The organism is Myxococcales bacterium (genome assembly GCA_012513515.1).
In the GTDB taxonomy this organism is placed as follows: domain Bacteria; phylum UBA10199; class UBA10199; order 2-02-FULL-44-16; family JAAZCA01; genus JAAZCA01.
Genome location: JAAZCA010000019.1, coordinates 68,077 through 84,245, shown reverse-complemented (window position 1 = coordinate 84,245; position 16,169 = coordinate 68,077). Strand labels below are relative to the sequence as shown.

Genomic DNA, 16,169 nt, shown 5'->3' with positions numbered 1-16,169 from the left:
CCGCATCCGCAGATGGGCATAACTATCGTACAAAGGAGCGCGCCGTCGCACAAGGTCATCGCCGGCAAAAAGGCGCTTATCATGGCCGGAGGGGCTGTAACAGGCGCCTCGTTCAAGGCCGGCGGGCTCAAGGCCCTGAATGATTATTTTGGAAATTTCAGTGTAAACAATTTCGATCTCTATGTGGGAATAAGTTCTGGAAGCCTTATAGCTGCACCGCTTGTCGGAGGAATTTCTCCCGAGTCGATTCTTAAAAGCCTCGATGGAACCTCCGGGCATTTTTCCCCACTCAGCGCCTGGCATTATTACAAGCCTAATTTTGCCGAGATGCTAATTAAACCGCTGCATTTTGCGGCGAAGCTCGCAGCTATGCTTCCAGGCAAGCTCCTGGGAATAGTCAGCAGGTATCCCGACTGGTCGAAGGGCCTCTTCAAGAATGTGATCTCATTTCTCGAAAATCCGACCGCGGCGAATTATGACTCGATGGTCAAACCCATCCTTGGAAGCATGGAAGATTTTCCCTCCTTTTTGGAAATTTTGCCGTCGGGCGTTTTTGACAACAGCGCAATAGAACTCTACGTCAGAAAAAATATAGAGCGCAACGGGCTGACCAACGACTTCAGGGAAATCCAGAAAATATCCGGGAAGTTGATTTATATCTCGGCGATGCGTCTCGACGATGGTAAAAGGGTGATCTTCGGTCCCGACGAGAACAACTCCATAACTCTCTCCGAGGCTATCCAGGCCTCCACCGCGGTTCCCGGCTTTTATAAGCCCGCACGGATAGGCGGCGTCGATTACGTGGACGGCGGAGTTCAGCGCACTGCCAATATCGACATAGCCATCGACAAGGGGGCGAAGCTGATAATCTGTTATAACCCTTTCAGGCCGTTCGAGCCCAAGGGTTTCGTGGATGATTTCAACAAAAGGCGCAAGGAAGGCAGATATCTTTCTTCCAGCGGAATCATGACGGTGCTCAATCAGATCATGAGAGCCTTCTTTCATTCACGCCTGAAGGCCGCCATAGACTACTACCGACGAAGTCCGGACTTCAATGGGGACATCATACTCATCGAGCCGCAAGCGGATGATGAGGCCTTTTTTGCCCTAAACCCGCTTTCATTCAAAAACAGGATAGAAGCTGCTAAGCTAGGTTTCTTGTCCGTTAGAAATTCGGTTGAAGAGAAGTTCGACGAAGTCAAAGCAATACTGCAAAAATACGGCATAGAGATTTCCCGCGACGGCGTCGAAAATAAGCTGAAGATACTCTCGGGCGGTTCTTCGAGCCCCAAAGCGATTCAACTTCTTCTCGAAGGAAACAGAAAAAAGGTTAGAAGCCCAGGGAAGATGCGCGTCAAAAGGGCTATCTCCAGGATGAAAAGTTCCTCTAGGAAAGCGAAACGATCGTGACACCCAAGCAAATTGACATATTCGGCGCCGGCGATTTTTCTCCGACGAAAAAGGAGAAAAAGAAAGCGAAGAACAAAAAGGGAGGGGCGAAAAAGAGACGCGGGGCAAAAAAAGCTCCGATGCTCATCGATTCCTACGACGCCTCCGCAGGCGGGACCGCAAAGCCCCCAGCTAAAACCCTTTTCGAGGTCACAGCTCGCTATTCGGCCGTTGCGGTGGAATCTTCAAGAGGTCTTACGGTATCATCCGCCCCCCAGCTGGAGAAAACTCCTCCCAAAAAAATTTACACTGTTAGCGAGATCACGAGAAAAATAAAGTCGCTGGTAGAGGAGCCGTGCCGCGAGATATGGATCTCTGGCGAAGTTACCGACTTCAAGAATCAAAGCGGAAAACATTTTTATTTTTCGCTCAAGGACGAACAAAAAAACAAAATACGGGCGATAATTTTCAACGCCGCCTCGAGAAAGATTCCATTTGAACTCAAGGACGGTCTGGAACTCGTATGCCGCGGCGACATAGACGTCTACGGTCCAGGCGGGTATTATTCTATATTGATAGATTTCTGCGAACCAAAGGGGATAGGCGCTCTACAGCTCGCCTTCGAACAGTTGAAGAAAAAACTCCTCGCCGAAGGGCTTTTCAGCTCCGAGAGAAAAAAGCGCATACCGTTTCTGCCCAAAAAAATCGGGGTGGTTACTTCGTCAACCGGAGCAGCGGTAAGGGATATCATCAACGTACTGACGAGGCGCTTCCCTAACGTAGAAATATTGCTCAAGCCGGTAAAGGTTCAGGGCGAAGGCTCTGCTGCGGAGATAGCCGAAGGAATATCGACGCTAAACGAACGCGACGACATAGATGTCATGATAGTGGGGCGCGGCGGAGGGTCCATAGAGGACCTCTGGGCCTTCAATGAAGAAGTCGTAGCCAGGGCGATTGCCGCTTCCAGAATACCTGTTATTTCCGCTGTGGGACACGAGATAGACACGACGATATCTGATATGGTAGCCGATGTCAGAGCTGCAACGCCTTCCGCTGCGGCCGAGATCGCCATCCCGGTCAAAGCCGAGCTCATAGCGATGCTCGAGGAAAAAAAGAGGCAGCTCTCATTTGCCCTCAGGCAGTCTCTCGAACGCAGAACACAGGAGCTGGCGAAACTCGCGCAAAGAATTCCCGATCTTCGCAGAAGATTCCCTGATATGCTTCGAGCCACAGACTCACTTCGTCGTTCAATGTTGATAGCCGTGGAAAGGCTTATGGAAAGGCGTTTGCAATCCGTCGCCAAGCTCGCCAGCAATCTCGACCACCTCTCGCCGCTTGCTGTGCTTGGAAAGGGGTATTCCGTAGTTGAGAGTTCCGATGGCAGGATAGTGCGAAGCGCCGGATCTCTCAAATGCGGAGATTCCTTAAAAATCCGCTTTGTAGATGGTTTTGCCAATACGCGCGTCGAAAAAGTTGGACGTTGACGCCATCTTATTGCTTGTTCTAGTTTTGCCGCATATGCGGGCAAGCTTTATAACGGAGGAATGAAATGAGTGCCAAGAAAAGTTTTGAAGAATCGATGGCGGATCTCGAAAAGATAGTGCGAAAGCTGGAGGCTGGGGATATATCGCTGGACGATTCACTTTCTGAGTTTGAAAAGGGCGTCTCCCTTCTTAGGGATTGCGAAAAAAAACTCGATGAAGCGAAGGGCAAGGTAGAACAGCTCATAAATGACGCATCGGGAGGAATAAGATCCGTCTCCTTCGAGATCAAGGAGTAATTCAAAATGGATATCAAGTCATACCTAAGCGAAAAGAAATCATTGGTCGAAGCGCACATGTGTAAATCGATCGGCGATAAGGATATCCCGGAAACCCTCAGGAGAGCGATGCAGTACAGCCTCGATGCCGGTGGCAAACGCATCAGGCCGGTGCTTGTCATGGCGGGGGCCGAAGCGGTTGGCGGAGATGCGCAGAGCGTTCTTCCGGTGGCCGTCGCGATGGAAATGATACATACCTTCTCGCTCATCCATGACGACCTGCCAGCCATGGATGATGATTCGTTAAGGCGTGGACAGCCGACCAATCACAAGATTTTCGGCGAAGCCAATGCTATCCTTGCTGGAGATGGACTACTCGCAGAGGCTTTTTATGTCATGGCCAGAGGGCTTAAACGTTTCGCTCCGGAGCTGGTAGTCGAGGTTATTGGCGATATCGCGTCAGCCACAGGAGCGCGCGGCATGACCGGCGGACAGGTCATCGATATAGAATCCACAGGCAGAAACGTTTCGGAGAACAAGCTCGACGAGCTTCACATGATGAAGACCGGAGCGCTGCTGAGGGCTTCTGTCACCTCTGGAGCAAAGCTTTCAGGCGCGTCGAATGAACACGTCGCCCTTTTCGACAGATATGGAATGAACATCGGGCTGGCTTTTCAAATCGCTGATGACATCCTGGATATCGAAGGGGACCAAGCTCTTCTGGGCAAGAACATCGGCAGCGACGAGGACAATCAGAAATCTACATACCCTTTGGTCCTCGGAATGGAAAAATCGAAGCGGCGAGCGGCCTCTCTCATCGACGAGGCTGTTTCACTTCTGGCGCCGTTTGGAAACGGCGCAGAACCTCTTGCGCTGATAGCGAGATATATCATCGAGAGGAATAAATGACAGGTTTTCAGTCGGAAATTTTAATAGACAGCTCCAGCGATATCCAATTTATCGATATCACCGATCGAGTGAATGATGCTCTCCGAAGGTCTGGGGTGAAAGATGGGCTCGTCGTAATTTTCAGCAACCACACAACAGCGTCGGTCAGAATCACCGAGAACTGCAAGCGACTGCAGATGGATATGATCAACTATCTCAAGGATGCAGTCCCTAAGGCAGCATACCGCCACGATGAGCATACCGTCGATAACAGACAAAATGCCAGGATGCATATCATGTCGCTTTTCATGAACGCCTCTGAAACGATTCCCGTTAAAGACGGCGAGATGATTCTCGGCAGCTGGCAGTCAATATTTTTCGTGGAGCTCGACGGTCCGCGCGATAGCCGCAAGGTAATCGTAAAAATCCTGGGCGAATCAAGATGAAAAGAGAAGCGATACAGGGGTTTCTCGCGAAGGAATCTGAGATAGATATGGCCTCGTGTGTCATCTTCGACTACGTATTCGAAACCTCCCTTGATCCTCTTGAAGCAGCAGCCAGGCTTTGTCAGGAAACCTCCACCGCACAGTGGAAACGCCCCGGAGTCGATGAGGATTTTCGCATCAGACATGCGGCCAAGGTGATTGCGCTCGATGTTCTCGACGAGTCCGGTTTTTCTGCCTTCTACAGCGACCAAGAAGGGGTTTCTTCATATCTGAAGGTCCGCGCGAAAATAGCACATCCATATAGAAATTTTGGAACGAGAATTCCCAACCTTCTAACCGTCGCAATGGGTGAGGGAGCTTTTTTCAGCCATGGAATAACTGCAATAAAGTTGAAAGACATCCGCTTCCCTCCGGAATTTCTGGCCGATTTTCAGGGGCCCTTGCACGGGACTGAAGGTTTTCGAACCATGATCCAGATCCACGATCGCCCGATATTTTTCGGGGTGGTAAAGCCCAACGTCGGTCTCGACCCGAAGAGCTTTGCAGAACTCGCCTTCGAAGGATGGCGCGGGGGGCTAGATGTCGCCAAGGATGACGAGATGCTCGCCGATCCTGACTATTCACCGTTCGAAAAACGCATGCGGATGGTTGGCGATGCCCTCCGCCACGCGCAGGACCTGACGGGTGAGAAAAAGTGTTTTGTCGCCAACGTCACCGACGAATCGGATAGAATTTTGAAGCTGTGCGATATCGCACGGGAAAACGGAATCAACGCTGTGATGGTCAATGTCATGGCGCTCGGGCTTTCACCCGTAAGGGTTCTCAGGAAGAACACGGACCTTCCCATCGTAGCGCACTTCGACTGCATCGCGCCGATGTCGATGCACCCTTGGTTCGGAGTTTCCAGCAGAGTCATGACGAAGCTTCAGAGGATATGCGGCTGCGACGCGATAATAATGCCCGGTTTCGGAGAGCGCATGAAGACCTCCTCCTCGGAGGTTTTGGAAAACGTGCGCGAATGCAGCATCGATCTCTGCGATATAAAGAGGTCACTTCCGGTCCCAGGAGGAAGCGACTGGGCGGGCACTCTCCCTTCGATATACGAGAAGGTGGGTAGCATTGATTTCGCAATGGTTCCAGGACGCGGCGTCTTCGGTCATCCCGATGGGGCCGCGGCGGGCGCCATGAGCCTTAGACAGGCGTGGAATGCGATATCATCCGGAGTCAGCATCGAGGAATATTCGAGGACCCATAGGGAGCTACAAAGGGCGATAGAAGCTTTCGGTAAATCAGATTGAATCTTGAGAGGTGTATATTATGAGAAAAACTTTTTTATTCGTGGCGGTGTTGTTCGCAATTCCCTTCGTTGCCGAAGCTAAATTGAGACAAAATATAGAGGCTGCGGTCGCCAGCAACTTTCCCCCTGCCGTTCATAATAAATCTCTGGACACCGCTCACTATGAGCTCAATAAAGGTGCGCTGCGAGGATTTGTGGTCGTAAAGCGCGGCGGAATTCCGGCAGACAGGGCGAGGTTTTTTATCGAGTGGCAGGAATATGACTATCGAGGTTCGGTGATACACATGAAAGACGGCAGGATTGTTGGCAGAAGAGGAAAGCCCTACACATATCTTCAGCCCGGAGATGTCATGGCTGTTGCCGGGATAAAATATTTCAACAACGCCGTTTATCTTAGACTGATATCGGTCGATGTCTATTTTCCTCTTCTTGTAGATAACGAAAAACGCCATTCGCGTGTTACATGCATGCCAGGTTTTAAGTTCGATTCTGCTGTTTTTAAATCCGATGATGCCAAAGCCGTTATAGATGGAATAAAGGAGTGGTTAGAACCATTCGATAATGAAAACAGTGCGAAGGAGTATGGTGCCAAGGTCAAGGCAGAGATGGCTACAGAACTTGCGCTGGATGAGGATATGGCCACCACAGAAGAAAAAGAGAAAGCTGATGCTTCAAAAGAGTCTTTTTCAGACGACACAATAAAACTTAAAAAGGCCAGCATCATAGATCCTGAACGTCCTCCGGCAACCGAACAGGATAAACTCGAAGCCCTTGAGGAAAAAATAGAGGCGGCCAAAAGGCAGATGGAAGAGGCTGAAAGCGAGATGCGAAGGCTCAAAATTGAATCGGAAAAGAAGAAGTAGCGCCAAAGCGGCGGACTTCAGATGTCCTGGTTTTTGGAAAAAACACAAGGCCTCCTCGTCGGAGGCCTTTTGCAATTCATCGGAAGCTAAGCTTTTACTTTACAAAATCTTTGAGCACGCTCTTGAGCGTTGGCTCGCCCATCTCTTCAAGTTCGTAGTAAACGCGCATCGCCGGCTTATCGAGATTGATAACACGGCGGATGTCGATCGGGCTGCCGATCAGGACCAGATCGCACGGAGTCGCGGCTATGGATTTTTCAAGATCGACGAGCTGGTCGTCGTAGTAACCAAGAGCAGGAATCAATTTGCCGAGATTGGGGTATTTCGTATAGGCGTCCTTTATGGAACCGACTGCGTATGGTCTCGGATCAACGATTTCCTGTGCGTCGAATTCGTCGGCAGCTACCATGCCGGCACCGAAGCTCATTCCGCCGTGCGTCAGGGTCGGACCGTCTTCCACCACGAGAACCTTTTTGCCCTTCACCTTTTTAGGATCATCCACAAGTATCTTGGAATCGCCCTTGATTACTTTTGCATCGGGGTTGAACTTTTTAATATTGTCGAGCAGCGTATTCAGCTGTTCGGCGCTCGCCTGCTGATATTTGTTGATGACCAGAACGTCGGCGGTAAGAAAATTCGTCTCCCCAGGAAAATAGCTACGCTCATGCCCTGCGCGAAGCGGATCGAGAACCGTTATCTCCAGATCCGATTTGAGGAAAGGCATGTCGTTGCTGCCGCCGTCCCATATTATAATGTCGGCCTCTTTTTCCGCCTGGCGCGTTATCGCTTCATAGTCTACGCCAGCGTACACGACGAGGCCTTTGTCGATATATGGTTCATACTCCTCGCGTTCTTCGATCGTGCAGTTGTGATCATCAAGGTCCTGGTACGATGCAAAGCGCTGGACCGCCTGTTTTGCGAGATCGCCATAAGGCATCGGATGGCGGATGGCGACCACCTTTTTGCCCGATTCTATGAGTAGTGAAACAATTTTTCTGGACGTCTGGCTCTTTCCGCAGCCGGTTCTTACCGCACAAACAGATATGACCGGAACTTTCGCCTTGATCTGCGTCTTGGTCGGTGAGAGAAGCATGTAGTTGGCTCCGGCGGCCAAGACCTGTGAACCTTTTTCCATGACGTACTTGTGCTCGACATCGCTGTAGGAGAACACGACCAGATCGACATCTTTTTCTTTTATGATCTTGGAGAGATCTTCCTCAGGGAGTATTTCAATTCCATCCGGATACATCTTTCCCGCGAGCACCGAAGGATAGATCCTTCCGTGGATGTTGGGTATCTGCGTGGCGGTGAAAGCGACCACCTCGTATTCCGGATTGTCCTTGAAAAAGGTGTTGAAGTTATGGAAATCCCTGCCAGCTGCGCCCATTATTAGAACCCGCTTTGCCGTCATATTTCCTCCCATGTTTGAGGCGAAATGACTAACAGGGGATAGTTTAAAAGACAAGAGGTCAATATCCTTCGGAAAGTTTGGGGCCGATGCCTCCGAATAAAACGTCTATGAGCCCGTCTATCATGGATTTGCTGTCGATATTCGTATTTTGGAAAATTTTCGTTTGAATCACAATCTCGCGGACCCCGCCGAGTGCTATGCAGGACGCAACAGATGGATCCACATTTCGTATAAGACCGAAGGATGCTCCTCTCTCTATAGCCGATTGTATTATTTCTATAAACTCAGCGTAGAAATTTTTGAGGCGTTCCTGCGTCTCCTTGTCGAGGCCGACGGCTTCGTTGAAAAGTATTTGAGCCACTTCTGGACTCGATGTTATTGCCAGAACAACACGTTCCACGTTTCCGCGCATCTGCGCCGCCGGACTCTCGTCGATGTTTAGGTCTATAGTGCGTATCTGCGATCGTATTTTCGAAATGAGATCATCGAGGACAAACTGGAATATCTCGTGCTTACTTTTGAAGTAGAGATAGAATGTGCCCCGCGCTATCCCCGCTGCGTCTATTATGTGGCTTATCGAGGTGGCATGGTATCCCTTTTTTGAAAAGCATTCCACCGCAGCCTCGACGATAGCCCGTTTTCTTTCCTCCGGCTTCATGACCTGTTCTCCAACGTCGACTTTCTCTGCTTGATATTTTCCAGATACGTCCTCACTAGGTGGCTTAGATCGGTTTCGCCGTCGAAGAACATACTCACTATGGGAACCCCCATCCGTTGCTCCAGCCCCTGGAATATTCCGGACGTAAGCGTTCCAGGCATGCATCCGAAGGGGGCACAGTTGATTATAAGATCCACTCCCTGATGTGCGAATTCTATTGCGCGACCCACAGTGAGAATCGATTCACCGTCAAATTGAACTGGAAAGACCTGCGCTCCCGCCGAGACGGTGCTTTTTATCGAAGGCTCCCTTCTATCTCCGATTATGGGATCCATTATCTTAGTGAGCTTTCGTTCCTTCATCATCATGTAGGAATTTTTTAGCGATTTTTTTATTCTATCCCCAAAAGTGCGCCCGCGATCCTTGGCCATTCGGTTATCCATGTAGGCTAGGTACTGAAACCATTCCGTGAGAGGGGAAAGCCATGCCTCACCACCGGCCGCCTCAACCGTTTCGACCAGCCTTCCATTGGTGAACGGATTTACCCTGACGTAGATTTCGCCCACTATTCCCACCAGAGGCTTTCTCTCGCGTGAGATATCAACTTTTGAAAGAACGGAGGCAACCCGTCCCAAGGCATCATCTATGTTTTCGCCTCGTTCTATTTTTTCGGACATAAACTCGACCTGTTTCTCCATGAGCGAATCGAATGCGATTCGGTCATACGCGTACGGACGCAGCCTGCAGCGCGCTTTGTAAAGAAGATCGGACGACAGTATCGTGCTGTAGATTCTCTTGCTGGTATCCAGGTCAAGGCCGAAATCGCCGGTCCCATCGTCCCACGATTCGATCGGGGTATTTTTGTAGCCAGCCTCGTCGAGTATCATTCTATGAAGGGCGTGATACTGTCCGAACCTGCACGGCCCTTTGGCCGTTGGCATGAAGAAACATTCGCGCTCCGGCGCGTCGGATTTTTTCAGCATCGCCAGAAATGCGCCTATCGTGGAGGGTGCCGGGACGCATTCCGTTCCGCGGCAGTAGCGCTTCGCCATCTCAAACGTTTCGAGCGTTTCCGAAGGAAGCTCCCTGGCCGGCATTCCCTTGCTGCGCATCGCCGCTGCCAAAAGTGGTGCTCCATACGGGTGCATCGGCGGAAGCCAGATGGTTCTCACATCCTTTCCTGCGGGGGATGCGCCGTTGTTTTCCGAAACAGTTGTCGTCCCTGCGTGTTGCAAGCGGGGATCCAATGATTTTTCTGGATTGCCGCATTCGCCGGAATGATGAGTTGCCGCGCTGCTCTCTCCCCGGCAGATGACATCCCTGAAGGCCTCGAGCCTCGTAATATATCCGGCGTCCGCGCTGTGTTCGTCCATCTCCAGCATCAGCATCGGCTTTCCGCGCATGATCTTTTCCACATACGATTGCAAGAATGAGTCCGGACCACAGCTGAAGTTTGTCATAAAGACGGCGTGAAGACCCTCGTGCTTTGCCACCAGAGTGGCCGCCTGCAGCATCTTCCTCCCGTATTTCCAATACATATTTTTGAAGAGGGGATCTATCCGTATGTGCGACAGGGGAAGCATGTCAACCGTGAAAGCGAGAAGGCCTAGGTCCGCTATCTTCTGCGGAAGGTTCAAATTAACGCCGAGATCGCATACGTTGTAGGACCTACCCAGAAGCACCACTCCCCGACTGCCATCCTTTTCGAGTTTGGCAAGAGCTGTCGCGCCTATCTTTTCAACGTCGGCAACAAATTTTGATTGTTCCTCAACTGCGAGGAGCCACGCGCGCTTTACGTCATCTTTTTTGAGGCCGAAGCCCTTCCCTACTCCATCCATCAGGTCGCGAACTATCGTTTCGGTCTTGTATTGCAGGTTCACGACCGCGGAGATTATCTCTTTGCCCTCGGGATTTTCCAGCCCTGCTGTCTTCGCTATAGATGGAAAGGATATGTTGTATGGACAAAATACGCTTCTTGCGAATTTGTCGTCATGCGGCTCGCCCTGCACCATGTACGGGAAAAATATCTTCTGCACCTCACCGTTGGCAGCGAGGTCCCTCACATGTCCGTGGGCCAGCTTCACCGGGTAGCAGTAGTCACTGCTTATGAACTCCTCGGCTATTGCGAGAGTTTCGTCACTCGACGGTCTGGACAGGACAACTCTGATTCCGAGTTCGCCGAAAAATCTGCGCCACATCGGAAGATAGCTGTACATGAGGAGCGCACGCGGAATTCCCACGACAGGGGCATTTTTTGGAAGAGAGGAAACTTCTCCGGCCTTTCTCCAGATGCGGTCTCGCTGCCTGAATAAGTCAAAATTGTGATTCACCCTTACGCCTTTTTCATCAGGCTCGCGGCCGCACAGATATCCCCAACTTGGCGCATTCTCGGCCGTGGCATTTTCTCCCACGAGCGCGAAGGTGATCGAACACTTGTTGGCGCACAGCTCACACACATCGCGCCTCAGCTCTACCGGACCCTGAACTATTTTGAGTCCGACGAAATCTGTTTTTTCATTTTTCAGAATAACCTCATTAAGCGCTATTCTCGCCACGCCATAGGCCCCCATTACGTGGCAATACGGCGAAACGGAGATCGGTGCGCCAACCAGCTTTTCGAATGCGGCTACGAGCCCCTTGTTGCGGGCCGTTGCTCCCATGAAACAGATTTTCTTTTTTGAAAATGCATGGCGGCCAACGACGCGGTTCAGGTAATTCTGAACGACGGAGTAGAGCACGCTCCCCATCACCTCGCGCCTTTCGTATCCCTGCCTGATCAGCGCGTGAACATCCTGCTCCATGAATACGGTGCAGCGGTCGGTGGAAAATGGCGGCTTGGTGCCCATCACGGAATCGCCTATCTCGGTGAGCTTGAATCCGAGCTTTCCGGCCTGTTCCTCAACGAAAGATCCCGTTCCGGCGGCGCAGACGTAGTTCATGTTGGAATCATGCGGCACACCTTCTTTTAGCGAGATGAACTTTGCATCCTGTCCGCCGATTTCGAATATGGTTTCCACATCGGGATCGTCAGCCACCGCACCGCTCACGTGTGCCGTAATTTCATTTATTATTCTGTCCGCGCCGATGATCGATCCGATCATCTTTCTCCCCGAACCCGTGGTAGCGACTCCGGCTATCTCAAACGGTGCACCTTTAGAGGCGCGCTCGATCGATGCGAAGATCTTTTTCGTCGCGGATATCGGATCGCCCGCTGTCCTCCTGTAGAGATCGGCGAGGACGAAGCCATTTTCATCCAGAATCGCGGCCTTCGTGCTGGTAGAGCCGATATCCAGCCCGACCGCTACTTTACCTTGCAGCGGCGCGTGAATTCTTACCTCCGTTTCATCATCGATGTAGCTATCCCTGCATTCAAAATTCGGATATTTTGAAAGGTCGAGGCGAAGTTCCTCTCTGCGAGGTTCGCAGGAATCCAAAACTTCCTCGCCGAGCTTGCAGAAATCGGCTTTGTGCGAAGATTTTTTCGCCATCTCGCTAGCGCCGAGCGCGGAAAATGTTTCAGGATTTTCTGGAAGGATCAGTTCAGCGGAAAGTTCGGACCTAAGCCATCTCACCACTTCGTGATTTTTTGCAACTCCGCCTGCCAGAAGAATTTTTCCGACCGGCTTGCGTCCGCGAAACAGGGTAGAGAGCGCGGTCGATACCATGCCGCGGCAGAGGCCGGACCACATCTCGGGGATGGTGAATCCCTCCTGCTGGCGGTGTATCAGGTCTGACTTTGCAAAAACTGCGCAGCGGGCGGCGATCCTCGGAGGTTCTACGATATCGCGCTCTTTGGCCATCTCTTCGAGAGAGAGCTTCATCCTGACCGCCTGTTCGTCGAGGAAGGATCCCGTTCCGGCCGCACACAGCGAATTGCTTCGAAATCCCGAAAATCTTCCCTCGGAATCGAGATCGACGATCGAGAGGCTGCCGCCGCCGATATCCATGATGTGGCGGATCCCTTCCGTACCTTGCGTCGCCGCTATAAGGCAGACGGCGGGATCTACATAGAGAGCGCCTATTTTTTCGGCGGTCTTTCTTCCGCCGCTGCCGGTGATGGCGGTGCTTTCGGATTCTATCCCGAACTCGGATATCATCTCCGACAACACTTTTTCGGGATGCCCCTTATGAAACCTGTATCGGGCTCGGAAGTTGCTGCTCTCATCCACCCAGACGATCTTCACCGCGAGCGCGCCGATATCAATTCCCAGACCTTTGCATTTTTGTTCTGCCCTCATCATTTTTTCTCCAAAGCTAGACTGACATGTCAGTCGCGCCTATACCCACCTGTAAATCTTGTCAAGCCCCGCTCTTCTGAGGAAGCAAACCGTTTGTCTCTCCAGAAAAAGACCTTTATTATCATATTGTTATACTAGAAGGTCCTCTATAAGTGGGGCAAATGGGAGAGAGTCACCACTCGCATCCCATATAAATAGCTTGCGTCGAATAATAAAATGTTCGATAAGCTGGGGGCTCATGTATCAATAACAGGATGGAGGGTGTATGGGAATCGAGGCGAACAAATTTCAGCTAATAAGCATGGCTATCGAGAGATATTGTCAGGGCAAAAGTTCCACAGACGAGTGCAGGATGGTCACCGATGTCAGCTTATGGCCCTCGCTTGGCGGCGCGCCGGAGGAAAATATCATAGCCTTCAAAGATCGCGATGGCCGCAGCTTTTTTCTCGACTGCAAAATGGACGCCGGAAAATATGCGTGCGATTTCAGGGTTAAGCGCAAGCCGTTGTTCGTGGGGGACGGCTTGCTGATAGGCTGCGGCGGCGATTCTGATGGTCCATATATCGCTCTGGATCAGGATACATACAAAGACTACGTAGAGATGGATGTCCCAGCCGACGATCCCTCTGACGGCGACAACGGAATGGACCTGGATATCGCAGAGGCAGAGATTGCGGACACATTTCAGGAAACGATTTGGCAAAATTCGGATTTTCTTTCCATCCCCGCCCAGGCGGTAGACCTCGAATGCAACGCCGGATATCTGTACGGCCTTTTCGGCGCTCCGCTTGCGGGACGCGATTACATCGAACGCTTCGAGGTAAAGGTGGATGATCCGCTGAAACCTCAGAGCTTCAAGACCACGCGCGTCGCCAGCGGAAGGATGATTCACACGTTGACCGGCAAGAAATCCGAATGCGAAGTCGTCCCGGCCGCAATTACGCAGGCAAGCGTCGGCATTTACAACGGCGACTACCTGATCCCGTTCACATGCAGAGACGGAAATTCCAGTCTTTCCGGAGCCTCCATCTTCTTCGGCGAAGGATTTGCCATGAATCTCCTTCGTCCCTTCGATTTTTCGGGTCTTTCCGAAGATGAAAAGATGCTGAGGGCTTCAGGGGTCAGCTCGGCGCTCATATCACTTCACGGGGGAATGTATTCGATCTCATTCCCGAGTTCGCTAAATACGAGCAAAGGGGAAATCGGGATCCTGAAGTCGTATATGTTGGATCAGTCCATGCCTTACGAGTTCGACCTCGACCCGACAATTTTCCCGTTCTACCAGAGTGAGCTCCCGGTACTTCTGAAGGGCAAGAGAAGCTCTGCGATAGCGGAAATTCCCAACTTCTTCGATTCGATAAGGGTGGATGACCGCTTTGCAGCGGTTTTGAATAGCCGCGGCTTCGCCGCAGGAGAGCAGCCCCATGGCCTCGCAAATGCAAGCGTCGACATTGTGAGAATAGGCAAGCCACTTCTCGATAACTATTCGCCCTTTCGAACGATAGATCTCGGCCTCTCTAAAGTGGCTCCGCTTAAGAAAATGCCGATCACTTCCGATGGTAAAACGGCAGCATTTGTTGCGGATGGCCAGATCATCATAGCGAGTATCGAAAATGCCAGCGTGGCATCCGTTCTTCAGGATCCTGCGGTCAAGCTCGCCGATATAGCCGACGCCCGTATCAAGGGAAGGATGCTCTACCTATCCACGGGGGATTCGATTCGCACCTACGATCTCGTCGATCCCAAAAACCCAATTATCGGGAAGGTTATCGAAATCGAAGGAAGGGTCGGGTCGATATGCGTCGATGACGACGGGATCCTCTATGCCTCGATATCCGACACCTCCGGCGAGACCCCGGAATTTTCCGTAGTCGCGATAGATCCTGCGCAGATGCCGCAGTAGCAGCGAACATCGATAGTTGGACCCCGAGGGTTTGGCCGGCCTTTACAGTTTGCACAGCCTGTCTATATATAGGTCAGGAACATCGAAAGACTCAGGGCTATCAGACCTGCAATTGAAATCCAGAGCACCAAGTTCCACACTCTGCCGTTTACGAACTCGCCCATGATCCCCTTCTTGTTTATTATGAGGATCATGAAAACGAGTATGAACGGCAGCAGAACTCCATTTACAACCTGCGATAGCAACATCATCTTGAATAGAGGAAAACCCGGAATCAACACCACAGCCATCCCGAAAGCTATAGTCAACGTGAAAAGCCAATAAAAATGCGGAGCCTCGGAAAAACTCTTATCCACCCCCGCCTCGAAGCCCAGTCCTTCGCAAACATAATATGCCACCGAAAGCGGTAACACTGAGGCCGCAAAAAGTGAGGCGTTGAGCAAGCCGAAGGAAAAAAGTATCGTGCAGTATCTTCCCGCCAATGGCTCGAGCGCGAGCGCCGCATCCTTGGCGGTCGTTATCTTTATTCCCGCCGGATGTATGGTACTCGCACAGGCTATTATAATGAAGAAGACCACGAGCCCGGCCATCATGCAGCCGAGCGCAGAATCCCATCTGGAGTGGCCGAGTTCATCTATTCCCACACCCTTTTCCACGATCAAACTCTGCATGAAGAAGAGCTGCCACGGCGCTATGGTGGTTCCGATCACACCTATCAACATATAGAGATATGAGGTATCGAAACCTATCTTTGGGCTGATGAGATTTTTACCGATTTCATCCCACTTTGGCCCAGCCATGAAGCCGGATACGATATATGAAACGTAGAAGAGGCAGGCGGCGAGAAATACCTTCTCTACCACCTTGTAGTTTCCTTTGACGATGAGCAGCCAAACCAAAATTGCCGATATCGGAACACTGACGTATTTAGATATGCCAAATACCTCGAGGCTTGCCGCCACGCCTGAAAACTCGGTCATCGTATTGCCGAGGTTCGAGATGAGGAGCGCCAACATGACGTAGAAGGTAACCTTCGCGCCGAAGTTCTCGCGGATCAGGTCAGCAAGCCCCTTCCCCGTCACCGCTCCCATGCGCGCACTCATCTCCTGTATGATCATGAGCACGAATATCACGGGCCCCACGACCCACAGGAAGGTGTATCCGAAATCGGCACCGGCTATCGAATAGGTTGCTATCCCGCCTGCGTCATTATCGACATTGGCCGTTATAATTCCCGGACCGAGCACAGCAAAAAAGAGCACGAGCCCCTTTATGAGCCTGCGGAACCTGCCCATGCTTTCCACCGAATCGCTGGAC

At 51.4% G+C, this 16,169-nt stretch carries 12 protein-coding genes; 8 read left to right on the top strand and 4 right to left on the bottom strand.

Going from position 1 to position 16,169, the window contains the following annotated elements:
• The first annotated feature begins 12 nt into the window (after positions 1–12).
• From GX659_04120 to GX659_04090, 7 genes are all read left to right on the top strand, one after another.
• Positions 13–1,410 carry a hypothetical protein gene (locus GX659_04120; GenBank protein ID NLD27974.1) on the top strand — a complete coding sequence of 466 codons (1,398 nt, stop codon included), beginning with the start codon at positions 13–15 and terminating at the stop codon, positions 1,408–1,410.
• 257 nt (positions 1,411–1,667) lie between these two features.
• Positions 1,668–2,873, top strand: coding sequence for an exodeoxyribonuclease VII large subunit (gene xseA, locus GX659_04115; protein NLD27973.1), 1,206 nt, complete (start codon positions 1,668–1,670; stop codon positions 2,871–2,873).
• 65 nt (positions 2,874–2,938) lie between these two features.
• On the top strand, positions 2,939–3,169 hold the full coding sequence (locus GX659_04110; protein ID NLD27972.1) for an exodeoxyribonuclease VII small subunit: 231 nt from the start codon (positions 2,939–2,941) through the stop codon (positions 3,167–3,169).
• 6 nt (positions 3,170–3,175) lie between these two features.
• A complete protein-coding gene (locus GX659_04105; GenBank protein NLD27971.1) occupies positions 3,176–4,057 on the top strand; it encodes a polyprenyl synthetase family protein in 882 nt (293 codons plus the stop codon).
• A complete protein-coding gene (locus GX659_04100; GenBank protein NLD27970.1) occupies positions 4,054–4,482 on the top strand; it encodes a YjbQ family protein in 429 nt (142 codons plus the stop codon). Before GX659_04105 ends, GX659_04100 begins: the two co-directional genes overlap by 4 nt.
• Positions 4,479–5,780 (top strand): ribulose 1,5-bisphosphate carboxylase, encoded by a 1,302-nt coding sequence (locus GX659_04095; GenBank protein NLD27969.1) that lies wholly within the window; start codon positions 4,479–4,481, stop codon positions 5,778–5,780. The genes GX659_04100 and GX659_04095 overlap by 4 nt, the downstream gene beginning before the upstream one ends.
• Positions 5,781–5,799: 19 nt before the next feature.
• Positions 5,800–6,642 carry a hypothetical protein gene (locus tag GX659_04090; GenBank protein NLD27968.1) on the top strand — a complete coding sequence of 281 codons (843 nt, stop codon included), beginning with the start codon at positions 5,800–5,802 and terminating at the stop codon, positions 6,640–6,642.
• 94 nt (positions 6,643–6,736) lie between these two features.
• Here the strand turns inward: GX659_04090 and GX659_04085 are convergent, their stop codons facing one another.
• The 3 genes from GX659_04085 to GX659_04075 are packed head-to-tail and all read right to left on the bottom strand — an operon-like array spanning position 6,737 to position 12,952.
• Positions 6,737–8,053, bottom strand: coding sequence for a GTPase (locus GX659_04085; protein ID NLD27967.1), 1,317 nt, complete (start codon positions 8,051–8,053; stop codon positions 6,737–6,739).
• A 58-nt stretch (positions 8,054–8,111) separates the two neighbouring features.
• Positions 8,112–8,711: a TetR/AcrR family transcriptional regulator gene (locus GX659_04080; GenBank protein NLD27966.1), complete on the bottom strand. Its 600-nt coding sequence runs from the start codon at positions 8,709–8,711 to the stop codon at positions 8,112–8,114.
• On the bottom strand, positions 8,708–12,952 hold the full coding sequence (locus GX659_04075) for a hypothetical protein (protein NLD27965.1): 4,245 nt from the start codon (positions 12,950–12,952) through the stop codon (positions 8,708–8,710). The genes GX659_04080 and GX659_04075 overlap by 4 nt, the downstream gene beginning before the upstream one ends.
• A 262-nt stretch (positions 12,953–13,214) precedes the next feature.
• Between GX659_04075 and GX659_04070 the strand changes: the two genes are divergently transcribed.
• Positions 13,215–14,852, top strand: coding sequence for a hypothetical protein (locus GX659_04070; GenBank protein ID NLD27964.1), 1,638 nt, complete (start codon positions 13,215–13,217; stop codon positions 14,850–14,852).
• A gap of 62 nt (positions 14,853–14,914) precedes the next feature.
• Here GX659_04070 and GX659_04065 read toward each other — a convergent pair whose 3' ends face one another.
• Complete coding sequence (locus tag GX659_04065) at positions 14,915–16,147, bottom strand: Nramp family divalent metal transporter (GenBank protein NLD27963.1); 1,233 nt, start codon at positions 16,145–16,147, stop codon at positions 14,915–14,917.
• Between the last annotated feature and the right edge of the window lie 22 nt (positions 16,148–16,169).

What these genes read in the sequence shown, in the direction of transcription:
- GX659_04070 (NLD27964.1), top strand. Translation starts at nt 13,215, where the DNA reads ATGGGAATCGAGGCGAACAAATTTCAGCTAATAAGCATGGCTATCGAG.
- GX659_04105 (NLD27971.1), top strand. Translation starts at nt 3,176, where the DNA reads ATGGATATCAAGTCATACCTAAGCGAAAAGAAATCATTGGTCGAAGCG.
- GX659_04075 (NLD27965.1), bottom strand. Translation starts at nt 12,952, where the DNA reads ATGATGAGGGCAGAACAAAAATGCAAAGGTCTGGGAATTGATATCGGC.
- GX659_04095 (NLD27969.1), top strand. Translation starts at nt 4,479, where the DNA reads ATGAAAAGAGAAGCGATACAGGGGTTTCTCGCGAAGGAATCTGAGATA.
- GX659_04085 (NLD27967.1), bottom strand. Translation starts at nt 8,053, where the DNA reads ATGACGGCAAAGCGGGTTCTAATAATGGGCGCAGCTGGCAGGGATTTC.
- GX659_04100 (NLD27970.1), top strand. Translation starts at nt 4,054, where the DNA reads ATGACAGGTTTTCAGTCGGAAATTTTAATAGACAGCTCCAGCGATATC.
- GX659_04110 (NLD27972.1), top strand. Translation starts at nt 2,939, where the DNA reads ATGAGTGCCAAGAAAAGTTTTGAAGAATCGATGGCGGATCTCGAAAAG.
- GX659_04080 (NLD27966.1), bottom strand. Translation starts at nt 8,711, where the DNA reads ATGAAGCCGGAGGAAAGAAAACGGGCTATCGTCGAGGCTGCGGTGGAA.
- GX659_04065 (NLD27963.1), bottom strand. Translation starts at nt 16,147, where the DNA reads ATGGGCAGGTTCCGCAGGCTCATAAAGGGGCTCGTGCTCTTTTTTGCT.
- GX659_04090 (NLD27968.1), top strand. Translation starts at nt 5,800, where the DNA reads ATGAGAAAAACTTTTTTATTCGTGGCGGTGTTGTTCGCAATTCCCTTC.
- GX659_04120 (NLD27974.1), top strand. Translation starts at nt 13, where the DNA reads ATGGGCATAACTATCGTACAAAGGAGCGCGCCGTCGCACAAGGTCATC.